Here is a 12,084-nt window from a genome sequence, read left to right on the forward strand (position 1 = left end):
CCTCGTGCCGTGATGGGGTGTCACTGAGGCGTGCTACGCGCGTAGTTACGCGGGACACCGTCCCATGGTGAGGTAAGCGCAGCTTGAACGGAACACGTCGAACCGGCGGAGCGTCCACCGCCGGGAGGCGGACGTGCGGGTGCCCGCCCCGGACGCTCAGGCAACGTCCGGGACGGGCACCCGGGGGCGTCCGGTCCACCAACCGGCCACCCCCGCTCGGGGGTTCAGCCCACCGCGGTCAGGCGGAAGGACTGCGCGGAGCCGCCGGTGCAGGTCCACTGCTGGAGGCGGGCGCCGTCGGCGGTGGAGACGTCGGTGACGTCCAGGCACGCGCCGCTGTTCCGGTTGACCAGCGTCCAGCCGCCGTCGGTCCGCCGGACGGGCTTGAACTGCTGGTTGGCGCCGCCGGACCACTGCCAGGTCTGGAGCTTGGCGCCGTCGGCGGTGGCGGCGCCGGTGACGTCCAGCACCTGGGCGGTCGCGGCGGCGTTGCGGTTGGCGACCCGGTAGTAGCCGCCGTCGGTGGGGGTGAACCGCCACTGCTGGTTGGCGCCGGCGCCGCACGTCCACTGCTGGACGGCGGTGCCGTTGGCGGTGCCCCAGCCGGTGGCGTCCACGCACTTGCCGGAGTTGGCGTTGGCCAGGGTGTACCAGGCCGCGCTGTCGACCGTCCCGCCGGTGCCGCCCGTGCCGCCCCCGGTGGGCGCGCCGGGCCAGCTGAAGGTGGCGACCGCGCCGGCCGGGAGGTCGTAGACCAGCGAGCGGCCGCCGTCGCTGATCGAGAAGTGCTGGGCGGAGCCGGTCGCGTTGAGCACCACCGCGCCGCGCGAGCCGTCCGGGTTCAGGAAGGCGACGTCCTGCAGGCCGCCGCCGCCCTGGCTGGTCGAGCCGATCCGGTGCGCGCCCGGCTTGGCGAACTTCGAGACGTGGCCGAGCACGTAGTACTCGGCGTTCTTGGTGTAGCCGCCGTTGGAGACCTCCAGCACGCCGTTGCAGGTGGTGGAGCAGTTGCCGTACTGCGGGCCGCCGTTGGCGTCCAGCGCGATGTTCCACAGCACGGCGGTGCGGCCGCCGCTGCGCAGGTTGCGGATGACCAGGTTCTCGGTCTGCCACTTCAGCGTGTTGGCGAAGGTCTGCGCCGGGGTCGCCGAGTCGGTGCCGGTGCACTCGGTGAAGAACACCGCCTTCCCGGTGTCCGCGACCTGCTGCTCGGCCTCCGGCTGCCCGCCGTAGCAGTGGAACGCCGCGCCCTTGAGCCGGGCCACCGAGGCGTCCTGGGAGAGCACGCCGAGCGGGAACGCGGTGTCGTCCCAGTTGTGGTCGTAGGCGTAGAGCTCGGTGGGCAGGCCGGCCGCGGTCAGCTTGGCGTCCAACACCTTGACGAAGTCGGCCTGTTGGGCGGCCGTCATCCCGGTGGACGGGTAGGTGGTCTGGAACTTCGGCTCGTTGGCCACCGTCAGGTCGCTGATCGGGGCGCCGGCCGCGCCGTACGCCTGGACCGCCTTGACCAGGTAGTCGGCGAAGTCGCCGTAGTTCTCCGGCTTCAGGCTGCCGCCGTTCAGCAAGTTCGAGGTCTTCATCCAGGCGGGCGGCGACCACGGGGTGCCCATGATCCGGATGTTCGGGTTGACCGCCCGGGCCTGGTTGATCGCGGGCAGGATCTCCTGCTGGTCGCGGGCGATCGAGAACGCGCCCCTGGTGTCCTCGTACGAGTAGAACGGCAGGTGCGCGACGAAGTCGGAGGCGCCGAGCGGCTGGCGCAGGTAGTTCAGGCCGATGCCGCCGCCCGAGGTGGCGAACAGGTCGTTCATCAGGGCGGAACGGGTCGCGGCGGACAGGCCGGCCACCAGGTGGGCGGAGGACTCGGTGAACGCGGCGCCGAAGCCGACCAGCGGCTGCCGGACGTCGCCCGCGTCGACCGCGATGTCCTGCGCCTGCGGGGTGGTGGCGGAGAACGCGGCGGAGGCGGCCGGGGCGAGGCGGCTGGTGCCGTCGGCGGTGGTGATCCAGACCTGGGCGACGGTGTCGGCCGCCCGGGCGGGGGCGGTGCCCGCGGTGGCCAGGCCGGCGGCGGCCAGGGCGAGGGCGGTGGCCAGGCGGAGGGAGCGGTGCGGTCCGGGCACGGGGCGGCTCCTGGTGTGGGGGTGGGGGGGGTGAGGGGGTGGGGGGGGTGAGGGGGTGGGGGGGGGTAAGGGTCAGCGGTAGAGGCGGAGGTCGGCGAGGGTCCACCAGTTGGGCGCGGTACCGGTGTTGGTGATCCGCAGGTAGCGGGCCCGGGTGCCGCGCGGCAGGTCGACGGTGGTCAGCTGTCCGGTGCCGGCGCCGGTGGCGAGGGGGCGCCAGCGGGTGCCGTCGTCGCTCGCTTCGATCCGCCAGCTCCGGGCGTAGTCACCGAGGTTGTCGCCGCTGTCGAGGGCGATCCGGTCGAAGGCGGTGCGCCGCCCGAGGTCGACGCCCAGGTACTGGCCGGGTGCCTGGGCCTGCCCGGTGCTCCACCGGGTGGCGGCGTCCGCGTCGATCGCCGCGCGGGCGTCGGCGGCGGCCGGCCGGGCGTCGGCGGTGGCGCCGGTGAGCGGCACCTCGCGCCGGTCGGCCTTCGGCGCACCGGACGCGGGCCAGCTGAAGGTGGCGAGCGCGCCGCCGGGCAGCGTGTACTCGAAGGACTGGCCGCCGACCGCGACCGCGAAGTCGCGCGGCGCGTCGTTCTCGTTATGCACCACCAGCACGGTCGACCCGTCCGGGTCGGTGAACGCGACGTCGGTCAGCTGCCCGTTCCAGCCCGGCGTGCCGAAGCTGGTGCTGGCGATCCGGCGGGCGCCGGGGCGGACGAACTTCGACAGGTGGCCGACCGTGTAGTACTCGGCGCCGGTGCCGACGCTGCCGTCCTCGTGCACGGTCAGCAGGGCGGTGCAGGTGCCGCAGCCGCCGTTGTGCGGGCCGTCGTGCTCGTCCAGCGCGATGTTCCAGTTCAGCACGGACTTGGCCCAGTTGCGGGTCGCGCCGACGGTCAGGTTGCGGGCGTGCCAGGTCAGCGTCCCCCGGAAGGTCTGCGCGGCGGTGTCGTCCGGGCCGTGCGAGCCCGAGCACTCGGTGAACCAGACGCCCTTGTCCGGGTGCGCGTCGTGCAGCGCGCTCTGCGCGGCCGGGTCGCCCGCGTAGCAGTGGTAGGCCGTCCCGGCCAGCCACTTGGCGGCGTCGCTGTCCAACAGCCGGTAGGGGTAGTCGGTTTCGGGATCCTCGCCGGGCGGGGTGTTCTTCACGTCATCCGGGTGGGTGGCCCAGTTGTGGTCGTAGCCGAGGATCCTGGTGCCCGGGCTGGCCTTCCTCAGCAGCGGCCCGAGCGCCTCGATCACCTTCTCCTCCTGCCCGACCGGCAGGTCGGTGCCCGGGTACGCGGTGGGCTTGCGGTTCTGCGGCTCGTTCTGCACCGTCAGGTAGTCGACCGGGACGCCCGCCGCCGCGTACGCCTGGACGAACTTCACCAGGTAGCGGGCGTACGCGTCGTACACCGCCGGGTCGTCCTTGAGCCGGCCCTCCAGCAGCGAGTCGCTCGTCTTCATCCAGGCGGGCGGGCTCCACGGGGTCGCGACCACCTTCAACTCCGGGTTGAGGCGCCGGGCCTGGCGCAGCAGCGGGAGGATCTGCCGCTCGTCGTGGGCGATCGAGAAGCGCGCCAGCGCGAAGTCGCTCTGCCCGGCCGGGACGTCGTCGTAGGTGTAGTGCGCGGCGGCGGCCGTGAAGTCGGAGGAGCCGACCGGCTGGCGGACCATGCTGATGCCGATCCCCCGCACCGGGTCGAAGAGTCGCCGCAGCGCGGCGTCCCGGTCGGCCGGGGGCAGAGAACTCAGGACGGTGGCGGAGGAGTCGGTGATCGAGGCGCCGAAGCCGTCCATGCTCTGGAAGGACCGCCCCGGGTCGACGGTGATGGTGGTGCGGGCGGAGGCGCCCGGCCGGAACGCCACCGACGGGCGCTGGTGCAGGAGTTCGGCGCCGTCCGGGGTGGTCACCCAGACCCGGACCTCGGCGGCCCGGTGGGTCGGGGCGGGGGCGGGGGCCGCGCCGGTCAGGCCCAGGGCCAGGGCGGCGGCCGTGGCGGTGCCGAGGACGCGTCGGTACATCGGGATCCTCTCCCCTTGCCTTCATGAAACGAAATGAAACATTTCTGCAATCCGCATGTGCATTCAGGAAAGGGCACCGACTTTCCCCGTGTCAAGATTCGTGCAGCCCTGACAAGTTGGGAGTTGTATGATCGCGTCCATGAAACGAAACGATGAAACAGATGGGTAGGCCGAAGTCGTCCCGGGTCACCGTCCGGGACATCGCGGCCGCCGCCGGGGTCTCCCCCGCCACCGTCTCCCGCGTCCTGACCGGGCAGGCCGCCGTCGCCGAGGAGACCCGGGCCGCCGTCCGCGCCGCGATGGAACGCCTCGGCTCCCCCGAACCCGCCGCCCGGCGCCCCGCCCGGCCCGGCGCGGTCTTCGTCCGCTGCCCCTACCTGCTCACCGACTACTTCGGCACCATCGTCACCGCCGTCGCCGAAGCCCTCGACCGGCACGGCCGGGAACTGATCCTCAGCGCCGGCTCCTCCGCCCAGCACAACGGGGCGCTCGCCGCACTGCCCCGCCGCCGCGACCTCGCCGGCGCGCTCCTCGTCCTCCCCGTCGAGGAGGGCGCCGACCTCGAACGGCTCCGCCGCCAGGACCTCCCGTTCGTCGTCATCGACCCGCGCACCCCCGTCCCCCGGGACATCGCCGCCGTCTCCGCCTCCCACTTCACCGGCGCCCGCAACCTCACCGCCCACCTGGTCGCCCTCGGCCACCGCCGGATCGGCTACATCAACGGCCCCGCCGACTGGCTCGCCTCCACCTCGCGCTTCGCCGGCCACACCGCCGCCCTCGCCGAAGCCGGCGTCCTCGTCCCCCCGGAACTCGTCACCAGCATCGAACCCACCAGCGACTGGGGCCACACCGCCGCCGCCCGCCTCCTCGACCTCCCCCAGCCCCCCACCGCCCTGGTCGCCTTCAACGACAAGGCCGCCATCGGCGCCCTCCGCGCCGCCCACCAGCGCGGCCTGCGCGTCCCCACCGACCTCTCCATCGCCGGCTTCGACGACGACTACCTCAGTCGCACCTCCATCCCCACCCTCACCACCGTCCGCCAACCCCTCGAAGAACTCGGCGGCCTCGCCGTCAGCCTGCTGCTCCGCCTCATCGAAGGCACCGCGGTCGAAGCCCTGCACGTCGAACTCGCCACCGAACTCATCGTCCGCGACTCCACCGGCCCGGTGCCGAACACCTGAGAACGCCCTGCGGGCGGGCAGGGGAGAGACGACCCGACAGCCCCGCCGCCGAACGGCCGGGAACGCCCTGCGGGCAGGCAAGGGGCAGGGGTGGGCAGAGACGACCCAACAGCCCCACCGACCTGGCGCCGAACGGCCGGAAGCGCCCTGAGGGCGGGCAACGGGCAGGCGCGCGCGGGAGGAGACCACCCGACGGACCCCACCCACCCGCCGCCGGACGGCCGAGAACGGCCTGCGGGCAGGCATGGGCAGAGACGACCCGACAGCCCCACCGACCCAGCGCCGAACGGCCGGAGGCGCCCTGCGGGCGGGCAACAGGCAGGCGCGCGCGGGAGGAGACCACCCGACGGGCCCCACCCACCCGGCGCCGGACGGCCGGGGACGGCCTGCGGGCGGGCGGGGCGTCGGCTCGGGGGGCGGGGATCTGACGTGCCGTCAGGGAGCTGCCGGGTTTGGGGATCCGCGCACGGGTCACCCGATGCCGGGAGCGAACCGAACTGGGCGGCCCCGGGCGGGCGGCCCCTGCGTCAGGAGGCAGAGCATGTCCAGCGGTCTGATCGTGGCGGTCGTCGTGATCGCCGTGGTGGTGGCGGCGGCCGTGGTGTTCGCCGTCCGTCGCCGGCAGGAGCACCCGAACCTGAGTCGCCGGTTCGGGCCCGAGTACGAGCGCACCGTCGCCCGGCACGGCGGGGACACCGCCGCGGCCGAGCGCGAGCTCGCGCTGCGGGTGGAGCGGCACCGGGAGCTGACCCTCACGCCGCTGAGCGGCGCCGAGCGGGAGCGGGCCGAGCGGCAGTGGGCGGAAGTGAAGGCGCGTTTCGTCGACGACCCCCGGCAGGCGCTGGCGAACGCGGAGGCGCTGCTGTCCCGGGTGGCGCGTGACCGCGGCTACCCGGACTCGGACGTGGACGCGCAGATCGACACCATCTCGGTGGACCACGGCGAGCACGTCGAGTCCTACCGGGTGCTGCACGCGCTCGCCCGGCCGGACGCCACCGGACGGCCCGCGGCCACCGAGGAGCAGCGCGCGGCGCTGCTCCGGGCCCGGGAGCTGTTCGTCGCGCTGGTCGGCGCCGGGGACGAGCCGAAGCCGCGTGCGGCAGCGGCCCCCCGCCCCGCCCGGGGGCTGCCGTCCCAGCGCGAGCACCACGCCTGAGCGCGGGCCGTACCCCCCGCCGCCCACCGTTCCCGAGGAGGAGGACACCATGACCATCAACGACCCGAACACCGACCGCGCCACCGACACCGGCCGCGCCGCTGGCCGCGCCGCCGACACGGACCGCGCCACCGACACCGGCGGCAACGGAATCAGCCGGGGCCGCTTCGTCTCCAACACCCCGCCGAACCAGGCCCCGGCGCCCGCCGCCGCCCCGACCCGCGCCGCCTCCGTCCCCGCTCCCGCCTCCGCCCCCGCCGCTGCTCCTGCGGAGGCCGAGATCCAGGCGGGCACCGCCCCGCACCCCGCCGACATGACGAAGACGGCGGAGCCCGCCCGTCCGCGTTCCGCCGCCGGGAGCCCGTCCGTGCCGGACGGCTCCGGCCCGATCCTGCCGCCGGAGCTGGCCTCGCGGCTGACCGACCGGCTGGAGCACGCGGTGGGCACCTTCGTGGACGATCCCGGCCGGGCCGTCCGGGAGGCGGACGAGGCGCTGGACGAGACGGTGCGCCGGCTGACCGACGGCCTGCGCGAGCGCCGGGCCGCCCTGCGCGAGGCGTGGCAGGCGGACGGCGACCGCGACGGCGCGCACCGGGAGTCCCCGGACGGTGCTTCCCGCACCGAGGACCTGCGCCTCTCGCTGCGCGCCTACCGCGACCTGCTCCAGCAGCTGCTCGCGGCCTGACGGCGGAAGCCGGTCCCACCCCTCGGGGGCGGGACCGGCTTCGGCGTGCCCGGTCCCGGTCGGCCGACCGGACGGCCGACCGGGCCCTACCCGACCGAGGAGTACGCGATGATGCCGCGCCGCATCCCGTCGACCGCCTTGCGGGCGGTCTTGCGGAGGTCGGCGTTGTCGCCGGCCGCGTCCTGGATCTGGCCGAGGACGTCGATCAGCTGCTTGGTCCAGCGGACGAAGTCGCCGGCGGGCATGTCGGCGTCGCGCAGGACGGCGTCGAGGTCGTGGCCGAGGGCCCAGCGGTAGGCGGTCCAGGCGAAGCCGAGGTCGGGTTCGCGCTGGCCGACGCCCTCGGCGGTGGAGATCTTGTGCTGCTCCTCCAGGGCGTCGAGCCGGCCCCAGATCCGGACCATCCTGCCGAGGGCGTCCTTGGCGCCGCCCTCGGGGACGCGCGGGGCGACGGCGTCGTCGGACTGCCGGGCCTCGTAGACCAGCGCCGAGGCGCAGGCGGCGAGCTCGGCGGCGGCGAGGCCGTTCCAGACGCCTTCGCGGATGCACTCGGCGGCGAGCAGGTCGAGTTCGCCGTAGAGGCGGGCGAGGCGCTTGCCGTCGTCGGTGACGGTGTCGCCGCTGAGGTAGCCGAGGTCGATGAGCAGGCCGCAGACCCGGTCGAAGGTGCGGGCGATGGTGTGGGTGCGCGAGCGCATCCGGCGTTCGAGGAGCTCGGTGTCGCGGTGCAGGCGGTGGTAGCGCTCGGACCAGCGGGCGTGGTCCTCGCGCTCGTCGCAGCCGTGGCAGGGGTGCTGGCGCAGGGCGGTGCGCAGCCGGCTGATCTCGGGGTCGTCGGCAGCGGCGGCGCGGCCCTTGCGGAAACGCTCGGGTTCGAGGTGGCCGGCCTTGGTGCGCAGCGCGGAGGCGAGGTCGCGGCGGGACTGCGGGCTGCGCGGGTTGAAGGACTTGGGGATCCGCATCCGGTCCATCGCCGCGACGGGGTGCGGGAAGTCGATCATCGCGAGGCGCTTGACCTGGCGTTCGGCGGTGAGCACGACGGGGCGCGGCCCGTCCTGGAAGTCGGGGTGGCGGGGTCCGCCGCGGCCGTGCCCGTTGCGGCTGACCGGGGGCAGGCCGGGGTCGAGGACGAGCGCGAGGCCGGCGAACTTGCCGGTCGGGACGTGGATGATGTCGCCGGGCCGGAGCTGTTCGATCGCCTCGATGGCGGCGGCCCGGCGCTGCGAGGAGCCCTCGCGGGCGAGTTCGTTCTCGCGGTCCTTGAGGTCGCGGCGCAGCGCCATGTACTCGTCGAAGTCGCCGAGGTGGCAGGTCATCGACTCGCGGTAGCCGTCCAGGCCCTCCTCGTTGCGCTGCACCTGCCGGGCGATGCCGACCACCGAGCGGTCGGCCTGGAACTGCGCGAAGGAGGTCTCCAGCAGTTCGCGGGAGCGGTGCCGCCCGAACTGGCCGACCAGGTTGACGGCCATGTTGTACGAGGGGCGGAAGGAGGACTTGAGCGGGTAGGTGCGGGTGCCGGCCAGGCCGGCCAGCGCCTCCGGGTCGAGGCCGCGCTGCCACAGGACCACCGCGTGGCCCTCGATGTCGATGCCGCGGCGGCCGGCCCGGCCGGTGAGCTGGGTGTACTCGCCGGGGGTGATGTCGGCGTGGGTCTCGCCGTTCCACTTGACCAGCTTCTCCATGACCACCGAGCGGGCGGGCATGTTGATGCCGAGGGCGAGCGTCTCGGTGGCGAAGACCGCCTTGACCAGGCCCTGGACGAACAGCTCCTCGACGACCTCCTTGAACCGGGGCAGCATGCCGGCGTGGTGGGCGGCGATGCCGCGCTCCAGGCCGTCCAGCCACTCGTAGTAGCCGAGGACGTGCAGGTCCTCGTCGGGGATGTCGCGGCAGCGCTCCTCGACGAACTGGCGGACCTTGAAGCGGTCGGCCTCCCGGTTGAGGCGCAGGCCGGAGTTGAGGCACTGCTGGACGGCGGCCTCGCAGCCGGCCCGGCTGAAGATGAAGGTGATCGCGGGCAGCAGGCCCTCGGCGTCGAGCCGGTCGATCACGTCGACCCGGCCCGGCGTCCAGACCCGGCCGGGGCGGCCGGCGGGCATCGAGCGGCCCCGGCCGCGGGCGAACCGGTCGCGGCCGCGGTCGGCCTCGGAGCGGGCGAGGCGGACCAACTCGGGGTTGACGGCCTTGGCGGGGTTCTTCAGGCTGCCCTTGGGGCGGCCGTCCCGGTCGGGGCTGGCGAACAGGTCGTACATCCGGTTGCCGGCCATCACGTGCTGCCAGAGCGGGACGGGGCGGTGCTCGGAGACGATCACCTCGGTGCCGCCGCGGACGGTGTCCAGCCAGTCGCCGAACTCCTCGGCGTTGGAGACGGTCGCGGAGAGCGACACCAGCGTCACCGACTCGGGGAGGTGGATGATGACCTCCTCCCAGACGGCGCCGCGGAACCGGTCGGCGAGGTAGTGCACCTCGTCCATCACCACGTAGCCGAGGCCGTCGAGGGCGCTGGAGCCCGCGTACAGCATGTTGCGCAGGACCTCGGTGGTCATCACGACGACCGGCGCGTCCCCGTTGACGGAGTTGTCGCCGGTGAGCAGGCCGACCTTGGCCTGGCCGTAGCGCTTGACCAGGTCGCCGTACTTCTGGTTGGACAGCGCCTTGATCGGCGTGGTGTAGAAGCACTTGCGGCCGCCGGCCAGCGCCAGGTGCACGGCGAACTCGCCGACGATGGTCTTGCCGGAGCCGGTCGGGGCGGCGACCAGCACGCCCTTCCCCTCCTCCAGCGTGCGGCAGGCGCGGACCTGGAAGTCGTCCAGCGGGAAGTCGTACAGCTGCTGGAAGCCGTACAGCGCGGTGGCCTGCTCCTTGGCGCGCTCGCGCGCGGCGGCGTACCGCTCGGCGGGGCTGAGCTCCTCCTCGGCGCGGGCCGCGGGGTCGAGCTGCTCTTCGGGCGTGGGCTTGCCGGGCACTGGCGTCACCTGTTCTTCCCGTGAGTGTGGCCGGACGAGAACGCAGACGGCGACGCCTGCGGCTGCGGGGCCGTGGCCCGGAGGGGCGACGGGGCGCAGCGGGTGCGTGGGGTGTGGTGATCGAGCATCTCAGCCTGAGATTACCCGTCTGGAGTGACATCAACATCAGACTTTCGGGGCGACCGCCAGGGGCCGCGGCCGGAAAACCGGGTGACGGCCGGCGGGGTGGGCCGCTAGCGTCCGGGCGTGGCCAAGTTGAACCAGATCATCGCCGTGGAAAAGGGCGTCAAGTCGAAGTCGTTCCAGGAGCTGACGCAGTCCCACCAGGACCTGCAGAAGCCCCCGCTGCTGGCCGGCCTGTCGCGGACGTACCAGCCGAAGGACGAGGAGGGCGAGCAGCTGCCCCCCGAGTCGACCAGGGTGCAGGTCAAGGCGGAGGACGTGCTGCGGGCGACGGCGGCGACGCTGACCCGGCTGTTCGACGTGACGGCCACCAAGGACTGGGCGAACACCGAGGCCCGGGCCGACGTGGTGGTCGACGGGCGGACGCTGGTGGCCGGGGCCCCCGTCACGTACCTGCTGTTCCTGGAGAAGCAGCTCACCGACCTGCGGACGTTCGTCCGCAAGCTCCCGGTGCTGGACGCCGCCGAGTCCTGGTCGCTGGACCCCTCGACGGACGCGTGGAAGACCGAGGCGGTGCGGACGGTCCGTACCCGGAAGGTGCCGCGCAACCACGTCAAGGCGGAGGCGACCGAGAAGCACCCGGCGCAGGTCGAGGTGTACTACGAGGACGTGCCGGTCGGGTACTGGACGACGGTGAAGTTCTCCGGCGCGTTGCCCGCGCGGCGGGTGAACGAGCTGCTGGAGCGGGTGGAGAAGCTGCAGCAGGCCGTGCAGTTCGCCCGCGAGGAAGCGAACGGGGCGGAGGTCACCGACCGTCGGGTCGGCAACGCCGTCTTCGGCTACCTGTTCGGGTAGCCCCATGATCGCCCCGGGTGAGACCGGGGTGGCGCGGAGAGCGCAAGCTGACGCTGAAGCTGAAGCTGACTTCGGGGAACGGTGGGGGTTCGAATCCCTCCCCCGGCACCACGTGCCGGGGTGGCCCAACAGGTAGAGGCGCCCCGTGAGACTCAGACTCTCGCTCAAGTCTCAGCATTCGCCGCCGAGCGCCGGATCGACCGGACGGGGCCAACAGCGTGAGATGGGGGTTCGACTCCCTCCTGCGCCTCTTCGTGGCGCGGTAGCTTCAATGGTAAAGCGAACGCTTTGAGCATGATCGCCGTCCTTAAACGTGCCGGTGCATAACAATTGGGTGGCACTCAGGGGCCCGGGAGCCGGATACCGCTCCCGGGCCCCGCCGCGTTCCGGAGGCGCCGGGACGCGTTCCCCGGGTGCCGTCGCAGGAATCGCGTACGCGTGAACTGTTCACATCCTGAGTTGCAAATGTCTTCATGTGGTCGGCGAATCGGCACTCCGCGATCGCGGATCGACCAGAAGCGAAAGATTCCGGTCAACACTCGGCCGCAGTGCGATCCCGTTCCTACAGTCGTGCCGAACCGATCACAGCCAGGACAGGAGACAGGCGATGGCGAACCTCGAAACCTCGCTCAAGGAAGCCATGACCATCGAAGGGGCCATCGGGGTCGCCCTGGTGGACTACGGCAGCGGCATGGCGCTCGGCACCCTCGGGGACGGCGGCGAGATCGACCTGAACGTCGCCGCGGCCGCCAACACGGACCTGGTCCGTGCCAAGATGCGGGCGATGGAAATGCTCAACCTCCACGAGGACGGCATCGAGGACATCCTGGTCACCCTGACCGGCCAGTACCACCTCATCCGGCCGCTCACCACGTCCAGCGGGCGCGGCCTGTTCCTGTACCTCGCGCTCAACCGCAGCCGGTCCAACCTCGCGATGGCCCGGCACCAGCTGAAGCGGATCGAGTCGACGCTGGAGGTCTGAGCGCGGGTCGGCGGCCCG

General features: G+C 73.1%; 8 protein-coding genes. 5 read left to right on the forward strand and 3 right to left on the reverse strand.

Translation table 11 applies throughout. The features are described from left to right. Nucleotides 1-224: 224 nt before the first annotated feature. Nucleotides 225-2,123, reverse strand: coding sequence for an RICIN domain-containing protein (locus tag ACZ3J7_RS16510; protein ID WP_465621246.1), 1,899 nt, complete (start codon nt 2,121-2,123; stop codon nt 225-227). Between the two features lie 72 nt (nt 2,124-2,195). Continuing rightward, nucleotides 2,196-4,118: a discoidin domain-containing protein gene (locus ACZ3J7_RS16515; RefSeq protein ID WP_465621248.1), complete on the reverse strand. Its 1,923-nt coding sequence runs from the start codon at nt 4,116-4,118 to the stop codon at nt 2,196-2,198. 161 nt (nt 4,119-4,279) lie between these two features. Between ACZ3J7_RS16515 and ACZ3J7_RS16520 the strand changes: the two genes are divergently transcribed. The 3 genes from ACZ3J7_RS16520 (at nt 4,280) to ACZ3J7_RS16530 (ending at nt 7,140) form a co-directional block, all read left to right on the forward strand. Further along, nucleotides 4,280-5,299, forward strand: coding sequence for a LacI family DNA-binding transcriptional regulator (locus ACZ3J7_RS16520; RefSeq protein ID WP_465621250.1), 1,020 nt, complete (start codon nt 4,280-4,282; stop codon nt 5,297-5,299). Between the two features lie 541 nt (nt 5,300-5,840). After that, nucleotides 5,841-6,455 (forward strand): hypothetical protein, encoded by a 615-nt coding sequence (locus tag ACZ3J7_RS16525; RefSeq protein ID WP_465621252.1) that lies wholly within the window; start codon nt 5,841-5,843, stop codon nt 6,453-6,455. A 49-nt stretch (nt 6,456-6,504) separates the two neighbouring features. Further along, nucleotides 6,505-7,140 (forward strand): hypothetical protein, encoded by a 636-nt coding sequence (locus ACZ3J7_RS16530; protein WP_465621255.1) that lies wholly within the window; start codon nt 6,505-6,507, stop codon nt 7,138-7,140. Nucleotides 7,141-7,226: 86 nt separating this feature from the next. Here the strand turns inward: ACZ3J7_RS16530 and ACZ3J7_RS16535 are convergent, their stop codons facing one another. Continuing rightward, nucleotides 7,227-10,106, reverse strand: a complete 2,880-nt coding sequence (locus tag ACZ3J7_RS16535; protein ID WP_465621609.1) for a DEAD/DEAH box helicase — start codon at nt 10,104-10,106, stop codon at nt 7,227-7,229. A gap of 246 nt (nt 10,107-10,352) precedes the next feature. Here ACZ3J7_RS16535 and ACZ3J7_RS16540 point away from each other — a divergent pair, with 246 nt between their 5' ends. Both ACZ3J7_RS16540 and ACZ3J7_RS16545 read left to right on the forward strand, forming a co-directional pair. Continuing rightward, on the forward strand, nt 10,353-11,084 hold the full coding sequence (locus ACZ3J7_RS16540; RefSeq protein ID WP_465621257.1) for a DUF7873 family protein: 732 nt from the start codon (nt 10,353-10,355) through the stop codon (nt 11,082-11,084). A gap of 607 nt (nt 11,085-11,691) precedes the next feature. After that, complete coding sequence (locus ACZ3J7_RS16545) at nt 11,692-12,066, forward strand: hypothetical protein (RefSeq protein ID WP_099905299.1); 375 nt, start codon at nt 11,692-11,694, stop codon at nt 12,064-12,066. Nucleotides 12,067-12,084 lie beyond the last annotated feature (18 nt).

The sequence above is a fragment of the Kitasatospora sp. NPDC015121 genome (assembly GCF_055562955.1).